This window comes from Streptomyces sp. NPDC057287 (assembly GCF_042667905.1).
Lineage (GTDB): Bacteria > Actinomycetota > Actinomycetes > Streptomycetales > Streptomycetaceae > Streptomyces.
The window spans coordinates 399105-421583 of sequence record NZ_JBHUYV010000003.1 but is presented as its reverse complement, the minus strand read 5'-3'; the positions used below and the strand labels follow the sequence as shown (position 1 = coordinate 421583).

At 70.3% G+C, this 22479-nt stretch carries 18 protein-coding genes; 12 read left to right on the top strand and 6 right to left on the bottom strand.

All coding sequences use genetic code 11. From position 1 onward, the window contains the following. Window positions 1–155 precede the first annotated feature (155 nt). The 3 genes from gltX to ACFUNE_RS08375 all read right to left on the bottom strand — a co-directional run bounded on the left by gltX (window position 156) and on the right by ACFUNE_RS08375 (window position 2684). The gene (gltX, locus tag ACFUNE_RS08385; protein ID WP_383563983.1) at window positions 156–1628 is read right to left on the bottom strand and encodes a glutamate--tRNA ligase; all 1473 of its coding nucleotides are present in this window, start codon (window positions 1626–1628) and stop codon (window positions 156–158) included. Further along, window positions 1621–2397, bottom strand: a complete 777-nt coding sequence (locus tag ACFUNE_RS08380; RefSeq protein WP_329233260.1) for a fumarylacetoacetate hydrolase family protein — start codon at window positions 2395–2397, stop codon at window positions 1621–1623. The genes gltX and ACFUNE_RS08380 overlap by 8 nt, the downstream gene beginning before the upstream one ends. A 104-nt stretch (window positions 2398–2501) precedes the next feature. Continuing rightward, a complete protein-coding gene (locus tag ACFUNE_RS08375; RefSeq protein ID WP_383563981.1) occupies window positions 2502–2684 on the bottom strand; it encodes a hypothetical protein in 183 nt (60 codons plus the stop codon). A gap of 608 nt (window positions 2685–3292) precedes the next feature. Here ACFUNE_RS08375 and ACFUNE_RS08370 point away from each other — a divergent pair. From ACFUNE_RS08370 to ACFUNE_RS08335, 8 genes are all read left to right on the top strand, one after another. Beyond that, the gene (locus ACFUNE_RS08370; protein WP_383563979.1) at window positions 3293–6976 is read left to right on the top strand and encodes a nitrate- and nitrite sensing domain-containing protein; all 3684 of its coding nucleotides are present in this window, start codon (window positions 3293–3295) and stop codon (window positions 6974–6976) included. 9 nt (window positions 6977–6985) lie between these two features. Continuing rightward, window positions 6986–7399 (top strand): roadblock/LC7 domain-containing protein, encoded by a 414-nt coding sequence (locus ACFUNE_RS08365; RefSeq protein ID WP_006127850.1) that lies wholly within the window; start codon window positions 6986–6988, stop codon window positions 7397–7399. Window positions 7400–7533: 134 nt separating this feature from the next. Then, window positions 7534–7941 carry a DUF742 domain-containing protein gene (locus ACFUNE_RS08360; protein ID WP_003966010.1) on the top strand — a complete coding sequence of 136 codons (408 nt, stop codon included), beginning with the start codon at window positions 7534–7536 and terminating at the stop codon, window positions 7939–7941. Next, window positions 7922–8503, top strand: a complete 582-nt coding sequence (locus tag ACFUNE_RS08355) for an ATP/GTP-binding protein (RefSeq protein ID WP_015611636.1) — start codon at window positions 7922–7924, stop codon at window positions 8501–8503. The genes ACFUNE_RS08360 and ACFUNE_RS08355 overlap by 20 nt, the downstream gene beginning before the upstream one ends. 351 nt (window positions 8504–8854) lie before the next feature. Further along, the gene (locus ACFUNE_RS08350; RefSeq protein ID WP_383563976.1) at window positions 8855–12055 is read left to right on the top strand and encodes a nitrate- and nitrite sensing domain-containing protein; all 3201 of its coding nucleotides are present in this window, start codon (window positions 8855–8857) and stop codon (window positions 12053–12055) included. Window positions 12056–12065: 10 nt separating this feature from the next. Then, window positions 12066–12479, top strand: a complete 414-nt coding sequence (locus ACFUNE_RS08345; RefSeq protein WP_124272100.1) for a roadblock/LC7 domain-containing protein — start codon at window positions 12066–12068, stop codon at window positions 12477–12479. A gap of 89 nt (window positions 12480–12568) precedes the next feature. Then, window positions 12569–13255, top strand: a complete 687-nt coding sequence (locus ACFUNE_RS08340) for a DUF742 domain-containing protein (protein ID WP_383563974.1) — start codon at window positions 12569–12571, stop codon at window positions 13253–13255. Next, window positions 13236–13817, top strand: a complete 582-nt coding sequence (locus tag ACFUNE_RS08335; protein ID WP_014048542.1) for an ATP/GTP-binding protein — start codon at window positions 13236–13238, stop codon at window positions 13815–13817. The genes ACFUNE_RS08340 and ACFUNE_RS08335 overlap by 20 nt, the downstream gene beginning before the upstream one ends. Window positions 13818–13918: 101 nt before the next feature. Here the strand turns inward: ACFUNE_RS08335 and ACFUNE_RS08330 are convergent, their stop codons facing one another. Both ACFUNE_RS08330 and ACFUNE_RS08325 read right to left on the bottom strand, forming a co-directional pair. Next, entirely contained in the window at window positions 13919–14125 is a 207-nt protein-coding gene (locus tag ACFUNE_RS08330) for an acyl-CoA carboxylase subunit epsilon (protein ID WP_383563972.1), read from the bottom strand. A gap of 62 nt (window positions 14126–14187) precedes the next feature. Further along, the gene (locus ACFUNE_RS08325) at window positions 14188–15771 is read right to left on the bottom strand and encodes an acyl-CoA carboxylase subunit beta (protein WP_383563970.1); all 1584 of its coding nucleotides are present in this window, start codon (window positions 15769–15771) and stop codon (window positions 14188–14190) included. Between the two features lie 683 nt (window positions 15772–16454). Between ACFUNE_RS08325 and ACFUNE_RS08320 the strand changes: the two genes are divergently transcribed. The 4 genes from ACFUNE_RS08320 (at window position 16455) to ACFUNE_RS08305 (ending at window position 21729) form a co-directional block, all read left to right on the top strand. Next, a complete protein-coding gene (locus ACFUNE_RS08320) occupies window positions 16455–17666 on the top strand; it encodes a glycoside hydrolase family 64 protein (RefSeq protein WP_383564170.1) in 1212 nt (403 codons plus the stop codon). 121 nt (window positions 17667–17787) lie between these two features. Next, window positions 17788–19107, top strand: coding sequence for an amidohydrolase family protein (locus ACFUNE_RS08315; RefSeq protein ID WP_383563968.1), 1320 nt, complete (start codon window positions 17788–17790; stop codon window positions 19105–19107). Window positions 19108–19268: 161 nt separating this feature from the next. Beyond that, the gene (locus ACFUNE_RS08310) at window positions 19269–21014 is read left to right on the top strand and encodes an amidohydrolase (RefSeq protein WP_383563966.1); all 1746 of its coding nucleotides are present in this window, start codon (window positions 19269–19271) and stop codon (window positions 21012–21014) included. 112 nt (window positions 21015–21126) lie between these two features. Continuing rightward, window positions 21127–21729: a hypothetical protein gene (locus ACFUNE_RS08305; protein ID WP_383563965.1), complete on the top strand. Its 603-nt coding sequence runs from the start codon at window positions 21127–21129 to the stop codon at window positions 21727–21729. Between the two features lie 47 nt (window positions 21730–21776). Here the strand turns inward: ACFUNE_RS08305 and ACFUNE_RS08300 are convergent, their stop codons facing one another. Continuing rightward, window positions 21777–22301: a hypothetical protein gene (locus ACFUNE_RS08300; RefSeq protein WP_383563963.1), complete on the bottom strand. Its 525-nt coding sequence runs from the start codon at window positions 22299–22301 to the stop codon at window positions 21777–21779. Window positions 22302–22479: the final 178 nt, after the last annotated feature.

Here is a 22479-nt window from a genome sequence, read left to right as displayed (position 1 = left end):
ACGCGGGAATCAGGAGACCGCACTCCGCTGCCGACTTCCGGGGCCGGCCCGGTGGACCGCATCCGCCGCCGGCTTCCGGGGCCGCCCCGGTGCCGTGAACGGCCGGAGGCCGGGCACCCCGTGGGGAACCCGGCCTCCGGCGTGACTACGACCCGTTACGCGGCCAGCTTCGCCAGCGCCGCGTCGATGCGGGCGATCGTCTTCTCGCGGCCCAGGACCTCCAGGGACTCGAAGAGCGGCAGGCCGACCGTGCGACCGGTGACGGCGACGCGGACCGGGGCCTGCGCCTTGCCGAGCTTCAGGCCGTGCTTCTCACCGGCGGTGAGGACGGCCGTCTTCAGCGCCTCGGCGTTCCACTCGGCGGCGGTCAGCTCGGCGCGGGCCGTGACGAGCAGGGCGTCGGAGCCCTCCTTCATGGCCTTCGTCCAGGACGCCTCGTCGGTGACGGGCTCGTCCAGGAAGAGGAAGTCGACGTTGGCCGTGATGTCCGAGAGGACCGTCACACGGGTCTGGGCGTGCGGGGCGATCTCGGCGAACTGCTCCGCGTCGAAGGCCTCGGGCGCCCAGGGGGCGAAGGGTGCCTTCAGCCAGGGGCCGCAGGCCTCGGTGAAGGTCTTCACGTCGAGCATCCGCAGGTGCTCGGCGTTGATGTGCTCGGCCTTCTTCAGGTCGAAGCGCGCCGGGTTGGCGTTGACGTCGGCGATGTCGAACGCCGCGACCAGCTCGTCCCTGCCGAAGATGTCGCGGTCCTCGGCGATCGACCAGCCCAGCAGCGACAGGTAGTTGAGCAGCCCCTCGGGCAGGAAGCCTCGCTCGCGGTACAGGTTGAGCGACGCCTGCGGGTCACGCTTGGAGAGCTTCTTGTTGCCCTCCCCCATGACGTACGGGAGGTGGCCGAAGGCCGGGGTGCCCTTGGCGACGCCCAGCTCGATGAGCGCCCGGTACAGGGCGATCTGGCGCGGGGTGGAGGAGAGCAGGTCCTCGCCGCGCAGGACGTGGGTGATCTCCATCAGGGCGTCGTCGACCGGGTTGACGAGCGTGTAGAGAGGAGCACCGTTGGCGCGGACGATGCCGTAGTCCGGCACGTTCTCCGGCTGGACCGTGATGTCTCCGCGGACCAGGTCGGTGAAGGTGATCGCCTCGTCGGGCATCCGGAAGCGGACGATCGAGGTGCGGCCCTCGGCCTCGTACGCCGCCCTCCGCTCGTCGCTCAGGTCGCGGCAGTGGCCGTCGTAGCCCGAGGGCTTGCCGGCCGCACGGGCCGCGTCGCGGCGGGCGTCGAGCTCCTCGGTGGTGCAGTAGCAGTGGTACGCGTGCCCGGCGTCCAGGAGCTTGGCGGCGACGTCCTTGTAGAGGTCCATCCGCTGCGACTGCCGGTAGGGCTCGTGCGGGCCGCCGACCTCGGGGCCCTCGTCCCAGTCGAGGCCGAGCCAGCGCATCGAGTCGAGCAGCTGGCCGTAGGACTCCTCGGAGTCACGGGCCGCGTCGGTGTCCTCGATACGGAAGACCAGGGTGCCCCGGTGGTGCCGGGCGAAGGCCCAGTTGAAGAGAGCCGTCCGGACCAGGCCCACGTGGGGGTTGCCGGTCGGGGAGGGGCAGAAACGTACGCGGACAGGTGCGTTAACCACGCTTGATCACCTTATTGGTGAGAGTGCCGATGCCTTCGATGGTGACGGCGACCTCGTCGCCGACGTGCAGGGGTCCGACCCCTGCGGGGGTCCCGGTGAGGATCACGTCGCCCGGGAGCAGGGTCATCGCTTCCGTGATGTGGACGACGAGGTCCTCGACGGAGCGGATCATGTCGCTCGTACGGCCGAGCTGGCGCTGCTCGCCGTTGACCGTGGCCTGGATGGCCAGGTTGCCGGGGTCGACGTCGGTCTCCACCCAGGGGCCGAGCGGGCAGGAGGTGTCGAAGCCCTTCGCCCGGGCCCACTGGCTCTCCCGGCGCTGGACGTCGCGCGCGGTGACGTCGTTGGCGCAGGTGTAGCCGAAGATCACGTCCTTGACGCGCTCACGCGGGACCTCGCGGCACATGCGGCCGATCACCACGGCCAGCTCGGCCTCGTGGTGCAGCTCCTCGGAGAAGGAGGGGTACTCGATGGAGTCGCCGGCACCGATCACCGAGGTGGTGGGCTTGAAGAAGGCGACCGGCACATCCGGGACCTCGTTGCCCATCTCGGCGGCGTGTTCCGCGTAGTTGCGGCCGATGGCCACGACCTTGTTGGGGAGCACGGGCGGCAGCAGCCGGACCTTCTTCAGCGGGACCTTGGTCCCCGAGAGCTCGAAGTCGGTGTACGGGATGCCCTTGATGATGTCGAGGACGAGGCTGTCGGGGCTGTCGCCCTCGACCGCGCCGAAGGCGACATTGCCGTCGATGGAGAACCTGGCGATGCGCACGGGATGCTGTCGCCCCTCACTTGCTGGCTGGCTGAAGACTGACGCTCCAGGCTAACTCGGGAGAGGCGGACAGCCGCGCGCATGACGCCGGGGACGGCGGCCGTTCACCGGGCCGTGGCGACCGGGGCTTCCATGAGGATGGTGCGGCGCGGGTTGGCCGTCTGGGTGGGCAGGTCGACGGCGTGCTCCCGCTCTTCCGGCGTCCGCAGCGCTTCGGCGCCCTCGAGGTGCGCCAGCGTCGTGCGCCGGGGGTTGGCAATGTTGCGGAACGTCATCGTCGTCTTCATCTGCCGTGTGGACCCTTGTCGCTGGGGCGCTCCCCGGAGGTGCGCCGGTTGTCGGATTCGCTATCCCTGTAAAGCGTCAGGCTAAACATCCGATTCCCGGACGTGGCCGGGATGAGACGGCGATCATCATGTGAGTTTGCTCACGAAGTTGCTGACAATACCCTCATTCCGGACAGTTGATCCCGGGATGCAAACCCGACATTACGTCACTGAATCTGCTATTCCGCTCCCGATCATGGCGTCTGGGGCACCTGTCACCCCTGAAATGCGCACCCTTAATTGCCCGGTTTGACCCTGAACACGCTCCACGCCTTGTGACTCACCCATCACACGGTGTCATCCAGGTCACAGCCCGGTACGCGGGCCTTGTTGGAGATCCTCCACTGTGCTGGAATTCCACGCACCGCCGCGGGTTTCAGGCCCAGCGCGCAGGGGCGCAACGCAGCGCCGAGTGGCGGCGGGAGGGGGAAGTACGCCGGTCACTCACGACCACCATGGGGCGCGTCCAGCGCCCCACGACGCCGACACCGTTCCGCCGCGCCACGCGCGGAGGGGCGCCTGGTCCAGAGGTTGCGACGCTAGTGCAGGGACGTTTCAAGAGGGATGGCATGGGGTCGCCCCAGCCCCGCCAGGGCCGAGGGGAAACCCCGGCGGATCAGGAGCCGCGCGGCGGGAACGACCGCGGTTCCTCGCCCCAGCACGCCCAGAATCCCGGCGCGGCCGGTGACGGCGGCGACCGCGCGCAGCGCTCCGGCACGACGGGCACCGGCGGCGCGGAGGCCGCGGCGCCCCTCAAGCCGGCCGGCCCCACCACCGCCGGCTCGCGCATAGCCCTGCGCAACTGGCGCATCAGCACGCGTCTGGTGTCCCTGCTCGCCCTCCCCGTGGTCGCGGCGACCACTCTGGGCGGGCTGCGCATCAACGAGTCCATGAACGACATGGACCAGTTGGAGCACATGCAGCTGCTCACCAAGATGACCAAGCAGGCGACCGCGCTCGCCAACGCGCTCCAGGAGGAGCGCGACAAGTCGGCCGGCCCGCTGTCCAACGGCGTGAAGGCCACCGACTACAAGGTCACCCAGCCCCGGGAGCGCACCGACCGGGCGAAGGCCGCCTTCTTCGAGGCCACCGACGAGATCGGCAACACCCCCGGCGACGCCGCGCTGGACAGCATCCACGCGAGCGTCAGCCAGATCGGCGTCCAGCTGGGCAACATCACCAGCATCCGCAAGGACGCGTACGCCGCCGACAGCCCGAGCCTCAACACCGTCGACCAGTACAGCCAGCTGATCACCTCGCTGCTGAGCCTCTCGCAGGACATGGCGCAGGCCACCAGCAACCCCGAGATGATCAAGCGGACGCGTGCGCTGGCCGCCTTCTCCTCCTCCAAGGAGTACGCCTCCGTCGAGCGCGCGATCATCGCCGCGGCCCTGCCGGGCGGTGACAGCAACAAGACGCACCTCAACGACAACGACCAGGCGTTCGGGCGCAACGCGCTCGGCAAGGCGAACACGACCCTCAAGACCTTCGAGACGACCTACGAGTCCACCGGCAGGAGCTCCGCCGAGCTGCTGGCACCGCTGGACAACGGGAACCCCGAGATCACCGCCGCGGACATCTACGCGAAGAAGGTGCTCGACAGCCCGCTCGGTATGGAGGGCACCGGCAAGACCCGTACGTACATGGACTGGTACGACCAGAGCTCGAACAAGATCCAGGCCATGAAGACCATCGAGGAGACCCTCCTCGGTGAGATGGAGAGCAAGGCCCGCGAGCTCCGTGAGGAGTCGCAGCGGGACGCGATCCTCAACGGTGCGATCATCCTCATCGTCCTCGGTGTGTCGCTGGTCGGCGCCTTCGTCGTGGCGCGGTCCATGATCCGCTCGCTGCGGCGCCTGCAGGACACCGCGACCCGGGTCGCCCAGGACCGGCTGCCCGAGCTCGTCAAGCAGCTCTCCGAGACGGACCCGCAGGACGTCGACACCTCCGTCGAGTCGGTCGGTGTCCACTCCCGCGACGAGATCGGCCAGGTGGCCGCGGCCTTCGACGACGTGCACCGCGAGGCGGTCCGTCTGGCCGCCGAGCAGGCGCTGCTGCGAGGCAACGTCAACGCGATGTTCACCAACCTCTCGCGCCGCAGCCAGGGCCTCATCCAGCGTCAGCTCTCGCTCATCTCCGAACTGGAGTCCCGCGAGGCCGACCCGGACCAGCTGTCCTCGCTGTTCAAGCTCGACCACCTCGCGACCCGTATGCGCCGTAACGGCGAGAACCTCCTCGTCCTCGCGGGCGAGGAGCCGGGCCGCCGGTGGACCCGTCCCGTGCCGCTGGTCGACGTGCTCCGTGCCGCCGCCTCCGAGGTGGAGCAGTACGAGCGCATCGAACTGGCCGCGGTTCCCGCGACCGAAGTCGCCGGCCGAGTGGTCAACGACCTCGTGCACCTCCTCGCCGAGCTGCTGGAGAACGCCACGTCGTTCTCCTCGCCCCAGACGAAGGTCCGGGTCACCGGCCACGCACTGCCCGACGGCCGTGTGCTCGTCGAGATCCACGACACCGGCATCGGTCTCTCCCCCGAGGACCTGGCCGCGATCAACGAGCGGCTCGCCTCGCCGCCCACCGTGGACGTCTCGGTGTCCCGCCGCATGGGTCTGTTCGTGGTCGGCCGGCTGTCCCTGCGTCACGGCATCCGCATCCAGCTGCGGCCCTCCGACTCCGGTGGTACGACCGCGCTGGTCATGCTGCCGATGGAGGTCGCGCACGGTGGCAAGCAGCCGCCGAAGCCCGGCCAGCAGGGCAAGGGCCCGCAGGGCGGCGCCCCGGGCGGGCTCCTCGCCGGCGGTGCTCCCGCAGCGGGCGGCCAGCGCCCCGGACTCGCCGGTACCGGCTCGGCTCCCGCCAAGGGCCTGGGGGCGACCGCTCCGCGTGGGCAGGTCGGCGCGGGCTCGTCCCCGCGGGCCGCGCTCCCCTCGCGCGACGGCGGACCGCGCCAGCCGCAGCAGGGCAACAACCAGCAGCCTCCCGGTCAGCAGGGTCTCGGCCAGCAGGGTCCCGGACTGCCCAACCAGGGCCGGCCGGAGGGCCCGCGCCAGGGCGGCGGCCTCGCCGGCGCCTTCGCGGGCGGTGCCCGTCCGGGCGCACGCCCGCCGCAGGACCCCTCGGGCGGCGCGGACTCGGGCCGGCCCAACCTCTTCGGCCACTCCGGCCAGCAGGGCGGCCCGCCGGCACGGCAGGCGCCGCAGCCGCAGCAGGCCCAGCTCGGTCAGGGCAACCAGGGCGGCCAGCAGCAGCCCGGCGGCCCCGGCCGTCAGCTCCCGCCCTCGGGCGGACCCCGGGCCGAACTGCCCGGCGGCAACCCGCAGCCCCAGCGCCCGCAGAACACGAGCTGGGGTGTCGAGGAGCAGGGTGCTCCCCGGCGTACGCAGTCCGACTCTCCGCGCGGTCACGAGGAGCACGACGCCGGCCGGTTCGCCCGGCCGGGCACCTCCGGCCCGAACCAGCCCTTCGTCCCGCCGAACCAGCGTCCGCCGATGAACGACCGCCAGGGCCCCGGTGCCACGTCGGAGTTCGCCCGCCCGGACTTCTCGGCGCCGCAGGCCCCTCAGGCCCAGGACCCGGCGAGCACCGCGCAGTTCGCCCGCCCCGACTTCAACGCCCCGATGCCGCAGGACCAGGGGTACGGTGCGCAGGCTCCGCAGGCCCCCGCTCCGCGCCGGCACGACAACGCCGACTTCGGCGCACCGCGTCCGCCGGTCCCGCCCGCGGGTGAGCTGCCGCGCCGCCCGGGTCTGCCGCAGCAGCCCGAGGGGCTGCCGCCGGCCGGTCCCGGTGACGGACGTACGCCGCTGTACGACACGCTGGAGACGAACTGGTTCCACGGCCCGCAGCAGGGTGGCCAGCCGCCCGCCGCCGAGCCGCAGGCACCGGCCGCCCCCCAGCCCGCAGGCACCCCGCCTCCGCCCATGCCCCGGCGTGGCGCGGCCGACACCGGTGCCACCAGTTCGTGGCGTGCTTCGCCCAACGACGACCTCGTACGGCAGGCGGAGCGGGTCAAGAAGCCCGCCGCCGGCGGGATCACCACTTCCGGGCTGCCCCGCCGTGTCCCACGTGCCAATTTGGTGCCGGGCACTGCTCAACAGCAGAATCATCAGTCCGGACCTCAGGTTTCGCGTGCGCCCGATGACGTACGCGGCCGTCTGACCAATCTCCGCCGGGGCATCCAGCAGGGACGACAGGCCAACACAGGCTCGTCTACCGGCAGTTTCCAACTCGGCCCCACTCACCAGCAGGAGCGTTAGTTGAGCCCCATGAGTCAGGCCGCGCAGAATCTGAACTGGCTGATCACCAACTTCGTGGACAACACCCCAGGGGTGTCGCACACGGTGGTGGTCTCCGCGGATGGCCTGCTGCTGGCGATGTCCGAAGGTTTCCCGCGCGATCGCGCCGATCAGCTGGCGGCTGTCGCCTCCGGCCTGACGTCGCTGACGGCGGGGGCCTCCCGGATCTTCGAAGGCGGCGCCGTGAGCCAGACGGTCGTGGAGATGGAGAGAGGTTTCCTCTTCCTCATGTCCATCTCGGACGGGTCCTCGCTCGCCGTCCTCGCCCACCCGGACGCGGACATCGGTCTGGTCGGTTACGAGATGGCACTCCTCGTCGACCGTGCGGGGACCGTCCTCACCCCTGACCTCCGCGCCGAGCTACAAGGAAGTCTGCTCCACTAGGCGGCCATGCGGCATACACCTGACACGATCCCCCCAGGTACTACTCAAAACCCTCACCCGTCCGGCCGACACAGCCCCCCACCGGCCACCTTCAGACGGCAAGCCGACACCCTGCTGTCACGCCCGGAGGATTTATGACCCCGCCACCCGCCTCACCTGATCCGTACGGCGCGCTGCATCACGCGTCGTACGACGGTGAAGGCGACCAGCCGTTGGTCCGCCCCTACGCCATGACCGGCGGCCGGACCCGGCCTCGCTATCAGCTCGCGATAGAGGCACTGGTCAGCACCACAGCGGACCCCGCCCACCTCGGGACACTGCTCCCCGAACACCAGCGGATCTGCCACCTGTGCCGCGAGGTCAAGTCGGTGGCCGAGGTCTCGGCCCTGCTGTCCATGCCCCTGGGTGTGGCACGGATCCTCGTGGCGGACCTGGCGGAAGCCGGCATGGTGGCCATCCACCAGCCGGGCAACGGAGAGGCCGGCGGCGCGCCGGATGTGACACTGCTCGAAAGGGTGCTCAGTGGACTTCGCAAGCTCTAGCGGCGGGACCGCCCGCGCTACCACCTCGGCGAAGATCGTGGTGGCAGGGGGCTTCGGCGTGGGTAAGACCACGTTTGTCGGTGCCGTTTCGGAGATCAATCCGCTGCGCACCGAAGCCGTGATGACGTCCGCCTCGGCGGGCATCGACGACCTGACCCACACCGGGGACAAGACCACCACCACGGTGGCCATGGACTTCGGACGCATCACCCTGGACCAGGACCTGATCCTCTACCTGTTCGGCACCCCCGGACAGGACCGCTTCTGGTTCATGTGGGACGACCTGGTCCGCGGCGCCATCGGCGCCGTCGTCCTCGTCGACACCCGCCGCCTCGCCGACTGCTTCCCCGCCGTCGACTACTTCGAGAACAGCGGCCTCCCCTTCGTCATCGCCCTCAACGGCTTCGACGGACACCAGCCCTACACACCCGACGAAGTACGCGAAGCCCTCCAGATCGGCCCCGACGCCCCGATCATCACGACGGATGCCCGGCACCGCGCGGACGCCAAGAGCGGCCTGATCACACTGGTCGAGCACGCCCTGATGGCCCGGCTGAAGTAGTCGCAAGTCGGTAGCGATCTACGGAAGTTGCTGTAGTCACACGGGGGCGGCCTGTGTCCTTTGACACGATCCGCCCCCGTGTTCATAACATTTCGACAGAGAATTGGAGCCTCATCAATACCCGACGCGCACGACCGGTACCGCTGTGCTCATACGAGCCTCGCCTTTTGACGGGGCTCGCTCTTTATGCCCGTTTTATCTTCGGGCGAGCTTAGCCGGAATCACACATTCCGACTGTTTGGAACGCGACCGGTCCGCGTGCTGCAATGCCTCGAACTACTCAGTAGTACGGCCCCCTGAACGATAATTCCGGCACAACGTAGGTGCCGACGCCGAGAGGTTGTTGGTCGAGTGAGGCGAAGCAACGAGGGCTCCGCGGCACAGCCGGAGCGGGGCAACTTCACCCCGCCGTCGCGTGCTGCGCTGTCCCCGCCTGCGGACACGTCGTCCGAGGCGGAACCGGCGGCCGGCAGCACCAGCCGGCTGTCACCGCGCAACTGGCGGGTGCCCACCCGGCTGAACGCGATTCTCCTGATACCCGCGCTGGTCGGCCTGGTCATGGGCGGCTTCCAGGTGAAGGGGTCGGTCGACACCTGGAACGAGGCTCAGGACGCCGAGAAGACGGCCCTGGTCGTCCGTGCGGCCGCGGAGTACGGGCAGGCGCTGCTGAACGAGCGTGACCTCACCGCTCAGCCCCTGCTGTCCAACAAGCGCACCGCCGCCGAGGTGGAGAACGTGCGCGCCACCACGGACAGCGCCGCGTCGAAGTTCGACGCCGCCGTGCAGAACATGCCGGACAAGGAGGGTCTCCACCGCCGCCTGAAGCTGTTCAAGGTGGAGGAGCCCCTGCTCCCCGAGCTGCGCAAGGCCGCCTACGCCGAGGCGATGGACCCGGTGAAGACGGAAGAGGGCTACACCAAGGTCCAGCACTCGCTGATGGAGTTCTCCAACGAGCTCGGCCTGGGCACCGGCAACATCACCAGCTACGGCCGGACCGTGTACGCGATCGAGCTGGCCAAGGCCGCCGAGTCGCTCCAGCGCTCGATCGGCATGCACCTGCTCGTGCGTCCGAGCCAGGAGCAGCGCAACTTCAACGGCCAGGTCACCGCGTTCAGCTCGTACAACTACCTGGAGCAGATCGCCCTCGGCGAGTTCGTCTCCGGTGGTACGGAGGCCGACGCGGCCCGGCTCAAGGAAGTCATGGCGGGCAAGGCCGCCGAAGGCGCCAAGCAGCTGAAGGCCGCCGCCGCGCAGGCCAAGGCCGCCGGCGAGCCCTTCGTGGCACCGCCGAGCATCGACGGTTCGGTCTTCGACGGCATGGCCCAGCAGATCGGCCAGGGCAAGCAGCCGGACGAGCTCAAGGCCAAGGGCATCACCCCCGAGACCTGGATGGCGGCTTCCACCGCGAAGTTCGACGGCTACTCGACGGTCGAGAACGAGCTCGTCGACAAGGCCGTGGCCGAGGCGGCGGAGATCTCGACCGACGCCAGGAACGACGCCATCGTCAACGCGGCGATCGTGATCATCGCGCTGCTGGCAGCCTTCATCATCGCCGGCCTCATGGCCCGCCAGATGAGCCGCTCGATGCGCCAGCTGCGCACCGCCGCCTTCGGTATCGCCGAGCAGCGGCTGCCGATGCTGGTCGACCAGCTGTCGCGGACCGAGCCGGGCCGGGTCGACACCCGGGTGCAGCCGATCCCGATCAACAGCCAGGACGAGATCGGCGAGGTCGCCCGCGCCTTCGACCAGGTGCACCGTGAGGCGGTCCGGCTCGCTGCCGAGCAGGCCATGCTGCGGGGCAACGTCAACGCGATCTTCACCAACCTGTCGCGCCGCAACCAGTCGCTCATCGAGGGCCAGCTGACCCTCATCACCGACCTGGAGAACAACGAGGCCGACCCGGACCAGCTGGAGAGCCTCTTCAAGCTGGACCACCTGGCCACGCGTATGCGGCGCAACGGCGAGAACCTCCTCGTCCTCGCCGGCGAGGAGCCCGGCCGCCGCTGGAACCAGCCGGTGCCGCTGGTCGACGTGCTGCGGGCCGCCTCCTCCGAGGTGGAGTCCTACGAGCGCATCGAGCTCACCGGCGTGCCGGAGAGCGAGATCCACGGCCAGGCCGTGACCGACCTCGTGCACCTGCTCGCCGAGCTGCTGGAGAACGCCACCACCTTCTCCTCCCCGCAGACCAAGGTCAGGGTCACCGCGACCCGGCTGCCCGACGGCCGTGTCATGGTCGAGATCCACGACAAGGGCATCGGCCTCACCGCCGAGGACTTCGCGGACATCAACCACAAGCTGGCCAACCCGCCGACCGTGGACGCCGCGGTGTCCCAGCGGATGGGCCTGTTCGTGGTCGGCCGGCTGGCCGACCGGCACGGCATCCGCGTCCAGCTGCGCCCGTCGGGCGAGCAGGCGGGGACCACGTCGCTGGTCATGCTGCCGGACGCCATCACGCACGGTGGCGGTGGCGGGTCGGTCCAGGAGAGCGACTTCACGGTCTCCTCGATCATGCCCGAGCAGCAGCAGCCGCAGGCCTTCGACCCGATGCCGCAGCACGCGCCGATGCGTACGGCTGCGGAGCTCGGATTCGACGACTCGCGCTACGAGACCGCCGCGGCGGACTCCCCGCAGCTGGACCCGGTCAACCGCTCGCTGATGCGTGAGGAGCGCCGGGCCGCGCTGGAGGCGCAGACCGGCGGCGACCACCCGGCCTTCCCGGACAACGGCGCGGGACAGCGGCAGGACTACTCCCCGGAGCAGCAGCAGCAGTACGGCCAGGAGCAGTACGCCACCGACCAGTACGCCCCGCAACAGCAGGAGTACGCGCAGCCGGGTTACGAGGGCGGCTACGACCCCTACGCCGGAAACGGCTACCAGGAGCCGCAGCAGAACGCCTATCCGGAAGCGGCGTATGCCGCTCCGGAAGGTCAGCAGCAGCAGTACACCGACCAGTTCGCACCGCAGGACGACCGCTCCCACCAGGGAGACTGGCAGGATCAGGGTTCCTACCAGGGGGCCTTCGAGTCCACGGCGCAGCCCGAAGCGGAATCTCTGCCGAGCTCTCCCGCCGAGACGCAGGAGCGCGTAGGCTTCGACCGCCCGGGGCCCACACCGAATCCCGGTCAGGACCTGACCGAAGCGGGGCTCCCGCGCCGGGGCGCGGGCCAGCAGCACTGGCAGCCCACCGGTCGCGGAAACGATCAGCCCGCTCCGCCGGAACAGCGGCAGCGGCCGCAGCAGGAACAGCCCCAGGCGGAGCCTGCCGACGGGGAGGGCCCCGACGACTGGCGCTCGGCGAACGACGAGCGCTGGGAGCGGGCCGAGAAGCTCCGGGACCCGAAGGCGGGCGGAATCACTCCTTCCGGGCTCCCGCGGCGCGTACCCAAGGCCAATCTGGTCGAGGGCACGGCGGAGCAGACCCAGCAGGGCGGCCCACAGGTCTCCCGCGCTCCCGAGGACGTGCGGGGCAGGTTGAGCAACCTGCGCCGCGGTGTCCTGCGGGGACGTACCGCGGGGTCGGACACAAGTAATACCTACAACCAGGAGCGTTAGTGTGAGCCCGATGAGCCAGGCGGCGCAGAATCTGAACTGGTTGATCACCAACTTCGTGGACAACACCCCTGGGGTGTCGCACACGGTGGTGGTCTCCGCCGACGGACTCCTGCTGGCGATGTCCGAAGGTTTCCCACGTGACCGCGCCGATCAGCTGGCGGCCGTCGCCTCCGGTCTGACGTCGCTGACCGCGGGTGCCTCCCGGATCTTCGAGGGCGGCGCCGTGAATCAGACCGTTGTGGAGATGGAGCGAGGATTCCTCTTCATCATGTCCATCTCTGACGGATCTTCACTTGCTGTCCTCTCCCACCCGGACGCCGATATCGGCCTGGTTGGGTACGAAATGGCACTTCTCGTAGACCGTGCAGGAAGTGTCCTTACCCCGGATCTCCGTGCCGAACTCCAGGGAAGTCTTCTTAACTAATAGACAGACAGTGCGTTTCTCGTCACCGCGCCATAAGGTGCGGTGGCGCGGCACCACTGGGATGGCGACCGGCATTCGGAGGAGGAAACGTGGCAGCACCCACAGGCGGACACCCGTACGAGGGCGGTCAGCGGGTCCCGGGTGAGCAGGGTGACAACCGTTTCGACACCCCCTCCATGCCCGGCAGACAGGGCCCGCAAGACCCTTACCAGCCGTATCAGCCCTACCAGCCCTACCAGCAGCAGCCCCAGCAGGGCTCTCAGGGCGGCGACTGGCAGCAGCAGCCCCAGCAACCCGGTCCCGGGTGGCCCCAGCAGCAGCCTCGCTACCAGCAGCCGCAGCAGGACCAGCAGCCGCCGCAGCGGTACGACGCGCCCCCGTCGCGCATCCAGCCGGTTCAGCGGCAGGCCCCCGCGCCTGCGAAGCCCGCGGCGCACAACCCGCTGGTCCGTCCGTACGCCATGACCGGCGGACGGACCCGGCCGCGGTACCAGCTCGCCATCGAGGCGCTGGTCAGCACCACGGCCGATCCGTCGCGGCTGCAAGGGCAGTTGCCCGAGCACCAGCGGATCTGCCGGCTCTGCATCGAGATCAAGTCGGTCGCCGAGATCTCGGCCCTTCTCTCGATCCCACTCGGCGTTGCCCGGATCCTCGTCGCCGACCTGGCCGAGGCCGGGCTCGTCGCTATTCATCAGCCCGGCGGCGACGAGGCCGCCGGCGGCCAACCAGCCGTGACACTGCTCGAAAGGGTGCTCAGTGGACTTCGCAAGCTCTAGCGGCGGAGCAGCCCGCTCCACTACCTCGGCGAAGATCGTGGTGGCAGGGGGCTTCGGCGTGGGTAAGACCACGTTTGTCGGTGCCGTTTCGGAGATCAATCCGCTGCGCACCGAAGCCGTGATGACGTCCGCCTCGGCGGGCATCGACGACCTGACCCACACCGGGGACAAGACCACCACCACGGTGGCCATGGACTTCGGACGCATCACCCTGGACCAGGACCTGATCCTCTACCTGTTCGGCACCCCCGGACAGGACCGCTTCTGGTTCATGTGGGACGACCTGGTCCGCGGCGCCATCGGCGCCGTCGTCCTCGTCGACACCCGCCGCCTCGCCGACTGCTTCCCCGCCGTCGACTACTTCGAGAACAGCGGCCTCCCCTTCGTCATCGCCCTCAACGGCTTCGACGGACACCAGCCCTACACACCCGACGAAGTACGCGAAGCCCTCCAGATCGGCCCGGACACCCCGATCCTCACCACGGACGCCCGGCACCGCGCGGACGCCAAGAGCGCGCTGATCACACTGGTCGAGCACGCCCTGATGGCCCGCCTGCGCTAACCGGGCCACCGCACGGCGAAGGCCCCGTACTCCTCGTGAGGAGTACGGGGCCTTCGTCCGTACGGGGCCGGTGGGCCCGGGAACGGCCTCAGCGGCCGTTCTCAGCCCTGCCAGCTGTGCGGGGCGCGGAACCCGGGGGTGCGCTCCAGTCGGCGCCATCCGGCGGTGCTGCGGCCCCGGTGGGCCGGCGCGTCGGGCTGGGCGGCCGCGCGGGCGAGCAGGACCGCGGTGATGGCGGCGAGCTCCTCGGGGCCCGCTTCGCCCTTCTCGACGCGCAGGACCGAATCGGCGGCGGGAGTGATGCTCATGGTGTCTCCGTCTTCTGGGGCGGTTGTCGCGGACGTGGGCGGGGTCGCCGCTGCGGCTGCGACTACTGCGGGGGGTTGCCGTGCTTGCGGGACGGCAGGTCGGCGTGCTTGTTGCGGAGCATCGCGAGCGAGGCGATCAGTACCTCGCGCGTCTCGGCGGGGTCGATGACGTCGTCGACCAGGCCGCGCTCGGCCGCGTAGTAGGGGTGCATCAGCTCGGCCTTGTACTCCTTGACCATGCGGGCCCGCATGGCTTCGGGGTCCTCGGCGTCGGCGATCTGACGGCGGAAGATGACGTTGGCGGCGCCCTCGGCGCCCATCACCGCGATCTCGTTGGTGGGCCACGCATAGGTGAGGTCGGCGCCGATGGACTGGCTGTCCATGACGATGTACGCGCCTCCGTAGGCCTTGCGCAGGATCAGGGAGATCCTCGGCACGGTGGCGTTGCAGTACGCGTAGAGCAGCTTCGCGCCGTGCCGGATGATCCCACCGTGCTCCTGATCGACGCCGGGCAGGAAGCCGGGTACGTCCAGCAGAGTGATGATGGGGATGTTGAACGCGTCACACATCTGGACGAATCGAGCGGCCTTCTCGGACGCCTCGATGTCCAGGACCCCGGCCAGCGCCTGGGGCTGGTTGGCCACGATGCCGACGACCTGGCCGTCGAGCCGGGCCAGGGCGCAGACGATGTTGCGGGCCCAGCGCTCGTGGACCTCGAGGAAGTCGCCGTCGTCGACGAGCTCCTCGATGACCTTGTGCATGTCGTACGGGCGGTTGCCGTCGGCCGGGACCAGGTCCAGCAGGACGTCACCGCGCCGGTCGGCCGGGTCGTCGCTCGGCACGACGGGCGGGTTCTCCCGGTTGTTGGACGGGAGCATCCCGATCAGGTAGCGGACCTCGGCGATGCAGGTCTCCTCGTCGTCGTACGCGAAGTGTGCGACGCCCGAGGTCTCGGCGTGCACGTCCGCGCCGCCGAGGCCGTTCTGGGTGATCTCCTCACCGGTGACCGCCTTGACGACGTCCGGGCCGGTGATGAACATCTGCGAGGTCTCACGGACCATGAAGACGAAGTCGGTCAGGGCGGGGCTGTAGGCCGCGCCGCCCGCGCACGGGCCGAGCATCACGCTGATCTGCGGGATGACACCGGAGGCCCGGGTGTTGCGCTGGAAGATCCCGCCGTACCCGGCGAGGGCGGAGACGCCCTCCTGGATGCGGGCGCCGGCGCCGTCGTTCAGCGACACCAGCGGGGCACCGGCCGAGATGGCCATGTCCATGATCTTGTGGATCTTCGTGGCGTGGGCCTCGCCCAGCGCCCCGCCGAAGATCCGGAAGTCGTGTGCGTAGACGAAGACCGTCCGGCCCTCGACCGTGCCCCAGCCGGTGATGACACCGTCGGTGTAGGGCTTCTTGGTCTCCAGGCCGAAGCCGGTCGCCCGGTGCCGACGCAGCTGCTCGACCTCCTTGAACGATCCCTCGTCCAGCAGCAGCGCGATGCGCTCCCGCGCGGTCAGCTTGCCCTTGGCGTGCTGCGCCTCGGTCGCCCGGTCGCTCGGTCCCCGCCGGGCCTGCTCGCGCAGCGCCAGCAGTTCGGCCACCCGGCCACGCGTGTCGCTCGGCTCGCCCGGGATTTCGTCCACAACGGTCATACGTCGACCCTACGAACCCGACCGCGGAAACCCTGCCGTTCACTCCGGACAGTCTCCTGCCCGGTTTACTGGTGGCACCTGACAGAAGCCGGGTCCCATGCAGCCCATCTGCCAGCTCACGGGGCTCGCGCGTTGTAGAGCTCCGACAAAGCGTGAGATGTGGCCCCGGCCACATGCCGGGCCTCGCGCGCCACGCCGCGGATCCACCGGGCGGGCGACCGGGCACACCGCAATGGCAGGGGGCGCCGCCGGATCGTCCACTGTCGAGACGCGCTCCGGGCGACCGCTCCCGTCCCGCACGGGACCGCACCCGCTCGGGGCCGGAGGGACAGTACCCCCGCGACGGGCTCGCGGACGACCGGCACCCCGACCGCGAGGACACGCCCCGGCGCACGCCCCCTCCCGTCCCACCGCATCCGGTCGCCGACGCGTTCAGTTCCTGTTCACTCCATGCGCACGGCGATCGACCATGCGTGGCCAAAACCCTTCCGAGAGCGTCGAGTTGTGAAGAACGGCTAGTTCTTGAGAGCGCTCTCAGTCATAACTCTTGACGCTCGACGGAGGCGTCGCAAGAGTGGTGCGCACCGCAGACACCCCCCACTGCTCCACCTCCCCGCACCACCCTCTGCCCCCCCTGTCTGCGGCCCCCACACCTCGGGAGTTCCTCCGTGATTTCTCGCAGAATGTTCCTGACGGGCGCCGCCGCCTCCGCGACCGCGCTCACCTACCCCCTCTGGGGCAGCGCCCTGAGCCCCCGCACCTCGGCAGCGGCCGCGACGTGCGAGCTGGCACTGGAGAACCGCTCGCTGCCCGGCACCGTGCACGCGTACGTGACCGGCCACGAGCAGGGCACCGACCGCTGGGTGCTCCTGCGCCCCGACGGCAGCGTCTACCGCCCCGACTCCCCCGGCGCCCCGCAGACCCCGCTGCCGGTGGACTGCGCCATACCGCTGAAGGCCGCGGGCGCCGGCCCGGTCGTCCTGACCCTGCCGCAGATGTACGGCGCGCGGGTCTACTTCGTCCGTGACGACAAGCTGGACTTCTACCTCAACCCGGGGCCCTCCCTGGTCGAGCCGGCCTTCGCCACGCCCACCGACCCGAACTACGGGCGCACCTGGTCGTTCTGCGAGTTCACCTTCAACCCGCAGCAGCTGTACGCGAACATCAGTTACGTCGACCTGGTGACCGCGCTGCCGATCGGGCTGACCCTGGAGGGCGACACCACGCACACGGTGGCCCCGCTCCCGGACGGCGCGGTCCAGCGCATCGCCGACGACCTCACGGCCCAGGCGGCCTCCGACGGGCAGCCCTGGGACAAGCTGGTCACCCGCGGCTCCGACGGGAAGGTCCTGCGGGTCGTGTCGCCGCAGAACCTGATGGCCCCGTTCTTCGACCGGCCGGACCAGATGCCGTTCCGGGACCTGTTCACCGCGCAGATCGACGAGGTGTGGGAGAAGTACCGGTCCACCGACCTGAAGATCGACCTGCAGGGCGGCCGGGGCACGCTCGCGGGCCGTGTCAGCGGGGACACGCTGACCTTCGAGGGCGGCCACACGTTCGTGAAGCCGACGTCGAAGGACATCCTCACCTGCAACCACGGCCCCTTCGCGAACAACCCGGGTGACTCCGACGACAAGAAGGCGCTGCTGGCCCGGATCTCCGCCGGCTTCAACCGCTCGATCATGCTCAGCCACCCGCAGCAGCCCAACGGCACCACGGTCGCGGACTACTACAAGGGCGCGGTGACGAACCACTGGTCGCGCGTCGTCCACGCGAACTCCCCGATCGGCTACGCGTTCCCGTACGACGACGTACGCCCGGACGGCGAGCCGGACGTGTCGGGGGCGGCGCACGACGGCAACCCCCGCCGATTCACGGTGACCGTGGGCTCCTGACGCCCCCGCGGCACGGGGCCGCCCCCTGGAACAGCCGTGGAGGGGGCGGCCCTGCCGTGCGCGGTACCCGTAAGGCCCACGCCGGACTGCGCCGCCGCTTCGCGCGGCGGATCGTTGTCGGATGTCCTCCCTCGACGAACCGCCCGCCGGCGAGTCCGGTGCCCGGGTCCTCCTCCACGGCCTTCGCCTGATCGACGGCACCGGCGGCGCCCCCGTGCCGGACGCCTCCCTGCTGATCGACGGCGAGGTGATCCGGTGGGCCGGCCCCTCGGCGCGGCTCCCCTCGGACCTCGGACCCGTGCGACGGCTCGGCCTCGGCGGCCGGACCGTGTGCCCGGGCTTCATCGACACCCATGTGCACTTCGCCCTGCCCGGGCCGGCCGGCAACCCCCTGCAGGGCCTCTACGAGCTGCCCAGCTACCGGACCCTGAAAGTGCTGGACCGGCTCCGCGTCACCTTGGAGAACGGGGTGACCACCGCCCGCGACCTGATGGGCCTGGACGCGGGATTCCGGCAGTCCGTGGCGGAGCGGAGGATCCCCGGCCCCCGCCTGCTGGTCTCGGTCACCATGCTCAGTCAGCGTGCCGGTCACGCCGACTTCACCCTCGCCGGGGGCATCGACGGGCTCGCGCTCGCCGTCACCTTCCCCGGGAGCCCGCGCAGCCTGGTCGACTCCGTCGACGACATGCGCGCCCGTGTGCGCGAGCTGGTCGCGGCGGGCGCCGACTGCGTCAAGCTCGCCACGAGCGGAGGCGTCACCTCCCCTCACGACCGGCCCGAGTGGCTGGGGCTGCGGCCCGAGATGATCCGGGCGGCCGTCGAGGAGGCCCAGGCATACGGTGGCCTGCCGGTCGCCGCCCACGCGATCGGACGGCCGGGTATCGAGGCCGCCGTCCGGGCGGGCGTCAGCAGCATCGAGCACGGCTACGCCCTGGACGACGGACTGCGGGCCGAGATGGTGGAACGGGGCCAGTACCTGGTGCCCACGCTGCTGGAGACGACGCAGGACCTGGATCCCGCGCGCACCTCCCCGGCGGCGTACGAGAAGGGGGTCCGATGGCACCGGATCGCCCAGGAGTCGGTGGCCCGTTCGGCCGAGGCGGGGGTCAGGATCGCCATGGGCACCGACAGCGGGCTGGCCGTCGGCCACGGGAGGAACCTCCAGGAGCTGGCGCTGCTCGTGGACATCGCCGGGCTGACCCCCATGACCGCCATCGTGGCCGCGACGCGTGACGCCGCCCGACTGTGCGGCGTCGACGGGACGACCGGCACCCTGGAGGCGGGCAAGGCCGCCGACCTGGTGATCACCGACGTCGACCCCCTGACCGACATCGCGGCGCTCGGCGACCCCTCCCACATCCTGGCGGTGGTGAAGGAGGGCCGGATCGCCGTCGACCGGGCCGGTGTCCTGGGCGGCGTCCTGCCCGCGCTCTGTCCCTGAGGGCGCCGTCTCCGGGACCGGCCGGCCGGAGCCGTCCGCAGCTGTCACCGCGGAAGCGGAGCACGTAACTCCGCGGTTACGCCGATCTATTGACTTCGCAACAAGCGGAATGGAGAGTGCCGGGCACTGTACTTGTACATGCCATCGGACCGGAGGCGCCCGTGTGCGACCTGCACGACCCCAGCGACCACGACCACGCGGTACACACGGGCGACGGGCTGAGCCGCCGCCGGATCATGCAGATGCTCGGGGCCGCGGGAATCGCCACCACGGCGATGGGGGCGACAGCGGATCCGGCCATGGCGGCCGCCTCGGACGAGACCGCCGGTGCGGCGGTGGACGCCGCCGCCTACACCCCGCCCACCGGGCTCGCCCAGGACTCCGCGGCCAAGCGGACGGCCCTCACGTGGATCGAGCGGAACACGTCCCGGATCAACGCGCTGAACGACGAGATCTGGGAGCACGCGGAGCTGAGCCTGCGGGAGTGGAACTCCTCCCTCGCCGAGGCCGACTTCCTGCGCGGGGCGGGTTTCGACGTGGAGTTCGGCACGGCCGGCTTCCCGACCGCCTTCACCGCCACCTACACCCGGGGCAAGGGCGGTCCGGTCATCGGCTTCAGCGGTGAGTACGACGCCCTTCCAGGTCTGTCCCAGAACAGGGGCGTGGGCGAGCACGACCCGAAGGAGTACGTCCACGACCCGTTCGCGCCGGGCTACGGGCCCGGCCACGGCTGCGGGCACTGCGCCCTCGGGACCGCCGCGGCGGCCGCCGCGGCAGCGGTGGCGGAGGCGTCCCGCCGCCACAAGCTCGACGTGACGGTGAAGTTCTTCGGCTCCACCGCCGAGGAGCAGCTGATAGGCAAGACGTACGCGGTCAGCCAGGGCGTCTACGACGGGCTGGACGCCTTCCTCGACTGGCATCCCTCCACCGGCAACGCGACCGGCTGGGGCACCTCCAACGCGATGACGGCCGTCACCTTCACCTTCCTCGGCGTCGCCGGACACGGCGGCACTCCGCTCGGCAACAAGAGCGCGCTGGACGCCGCCGTGATGATGGCGACCATGTCGGAGTTCCTCCGCGAGGAGAGCATGGCGCCCTCGGCGCGACTGCACTGGGTGATCAACAACGGGGGCGACATCCCCAACGTGACCCCCGAGATCGCGGAGATCTGCTACTACGTGCGCGAGGGCAGCGTCGCGCGGGTCACCTCGCTCCTGGACAAGGTCATCGCCGTCTCGAAGGCCGCGGCGACCGCCAGCAGCACGTCGGTACGGCACCGGATCACCTCGGCGTGCTGGAACCAGCTCCCCTCGAAGGCATTCGCCGAGCTGATGTACGACAACATGCGGCAGATCGGCCCCCCGGTCTTCTCCGAAGACGCCCAGCGCCTGGCCAAGGAGCTCCAGAGCTCTCTGGGGCTGCCGGAGAGCGGGCTCCACGACAAGGTCGGTGAGCTGGCGCCGCCCAACCCGGTCTTCCTGGGCGGCGGTTCCACCGACGTGGCCGATATCAGCTGGCAGGTGCCGACGGTCTCCATGGGCGCGGCAGTCGCCCCCATCGGGTCGAAGATGCACACCTGGTCGACCGCCTCCTGCGCGGGATCGGCACCCGCCCACGCCGCGATCCGGGCCGCCGCCTCCTATCTGGCGGCGACCGCCGTCGACCTCCTGGTGAAGCCGGAGCTCCTGCGCGGGGTCAAGGAGGAGTTCGGTAGGCGGACCGAGGGCGTGACCTGGAGGACGGCGCTGCCGGAGGGCTACGAGCCGCCGATGTACGAGCCGCCGGCCTGGTTCCTGAAGAGGACGGGCCAGAAATGGCCGCCGCCGAACATCACCTGGCCGCCGCGCCGGATCGTCAGCAAGGAGAAGTTCGCCTCGCTCGGACCGGCGCTGGAGCCGCAGGTCTGAGCGAGCCGCGGGTGCGTCCCCTTCGGCGCGCGTCCCTCTCGGCGAGGGGGACGCGCGCCGTCGGCCGCAATCTGCTCGCGGGCCGCCCGGCGGCTGTCGCACCATGTCCTCCATGGGTACGGACATCTACGGGTTCATCGAGTGCCGCCGCGGCTACTCCGCGGACGGCGGCCCGGCGCCCGTCTGGCAGCCCGCCATCGAGCTGGGCCACCTCTACGACACCCGGGACTACGACGCGTTCGGCAGCCTGTTCGGCGTCCGGAACCACCATGGAGCCTTCGAGCCACTGGCTCCTGGGCGAGGGCTGCCCGAGGACGCCTCGGAGACGGTCGCCCGTGAGCACCTCGGCCACGGGACGACCTGGATCAGCTGGGCGGAGCTGGCCGCGGCCGACTGGGACGAGGCGACGGCCGAGCCGGACACGTACCTCCACCGCTACCGGCGGCGCTCCCCCGGCGACGCGTGGGTGTTCGAGGAGCGCGCCTTCCCCGTGGACCGTCTCGCGGAGCTCTCCGGGCTGACGCCGCCCGGGGGCGGCCATGGGTGGCCGGCGGGGACGGAGTGGGAGGACGGCGACGTCCTGCTGAGGATCGAGCCCTTGACCCGACGCCAGACCGTTCATACCGCGACCTGGGCACCTGTCCTGACCGTCATGAGGGTGCTGGCCGAGCTGCACGGCGGCACCTGCGTGCGCCTGAGCGTCTGGTTCGACTGAAACGGCCCTCGCCCCGTGGGACGGGACGAGGGCGTTCGTGCGTGCGGTCAGCAGCCGCCGCAGTTGTAGTACGTCACGTCCCAGTGGTTGCCCTCGTCGGCGTAGACGTTGCCCGAGCCCGACTTGTACTGGGGGGCGCCGTCGCCCCGCAGGCCGATGTAGCTGAAGACGCCCTTCACGTAGTTCGTGAGGCAGGTGGTCTTCGCGAAGTCGAGCTTGTAGCCGTTCCAGTGCGAGTACGTGCCACTGGCGTGCCCGGTCTCGGTGCCCCCGGTGATGTTGAGCGCGCAGCCCGTCGCGCTCTTCAGCGTCTGGGCGCCCTGCGCGCTGGTCAGGTTCAGCTGGTCGAAGGACGTACAGGTGGAGACGTTGCGGTTCGAGCAGCCGCCCGAGGAGGACCAGGTGACCCCGGACGAGGAGAAGCGGGAGGTCGCCTGCGAGTGGGTCAGCTTGGTGACGGCGTGCGCCTCGGTCGCGCCGCCGCCCAGCACACCGACGCCGGGCGCGAAGAGCGCTCCGAGGACGAGGGCGAGGGCGGTGAGGGCCGAGCGGAGTCTGGGACGGGTCAGCATGGGGGAAGTCCTCCTGCTCATGACAATTTGGGGGCAGGGAGATAGTGCCCCAGCTCTACGCGCGTCCGCCAGGGTGCGACGGGGATGCGCATAGCCCCTCCGCGACTTTCGGACCGGCCTGGACCCTTGATGTTGAACTTTGAACAAAAGAGGTCTACAGTCGAACTCGTTGAAGGTT

Excerpts from the sequence above, each read along its gene's own strand:
- ACFUNE_RS08320 (WP_383564170.1), top strand. The coding sequence starts at position 16,455 with ATGTTCCTGACGGGCGCCGCCGCCTCCGCGACCGCGCTCACCTACCCC.
- ACFUNE_RS08375 (WP_383563981.1), bottom strand. The coding sequence starts at position 2,684 with ATGAAGACGACGATGACGTTCCGCAACATTGCCAACCCCCGGCGCACG.
- ACFUNE_RS08300 (WP_383563963.1), bottom strand. The coding sequence starts at position 22,301 with ATGCTGACCCGTCCCAGACTCCGCTCGGCCCTCACCGCCCTCGCCCTC.
- ACFUNE_RS08370 (WP_383563979.1), top strand. The coding sequence starts at position 3,293 with ATGGGGTCGCCCCAGCCCCGCCAGGGCCGAGGGGAAACCCCGGCGGAT.
- ACFUNE_RS08315 (WP_383563968.1), top strand. The coding sequence starts at position 17,788 with ATGTCCTCCCTCGACGAACCGCCCGCCGGCGAGTCCGGTGCCCGGGTC.
- ACFUNE_RS08360 (WP_003966010.1), top strand. The coding sequence starts at position 7,534 with ATGACCCCGCCACCCGCCTCACCTGATCCGTACGGCGCGCTGCATCAC.
- ACFUNE_RS08365 (WP_006127850.1), top strand. The coding sequence starts at position 6,986 with ATGAGTCAGGCCGCGCAGAATCTGAACTGGCTGATCACCAACTTCGTG.
- ACFUNE_RS08305 (WP_383563965.1), top strand. The coding sequence starts at position 21,127 with ATGGGTACGGACATCTACGGGTTCATCGAGTGCCGCCGCGGCTACTCC.
- ACFUNE_RS08325 (WP_383563970.1), bottom strand. The coding sequence starts at position 15,771 with ATGACCGTTGTGGACGAAATCCCGGGCGAGCCGAGCGACACGCGTGGC.
- ACFUNE_RS08345 (WP_124272100.1), top strand. The coding sequence starts at position 12,066 with ATGAGCCAGGCGGCGCAGAATCTGAACTGGTTGATCACCAACTTCGTG.
- ACFUNE_RS08330 (WP_383563972.1), bottom strand. The coding sequence starts at position 14,125 with ATGAGCATCACTCCCGCCGCCGATTCGGTCCTGCGCGTCGAGAAGGGC.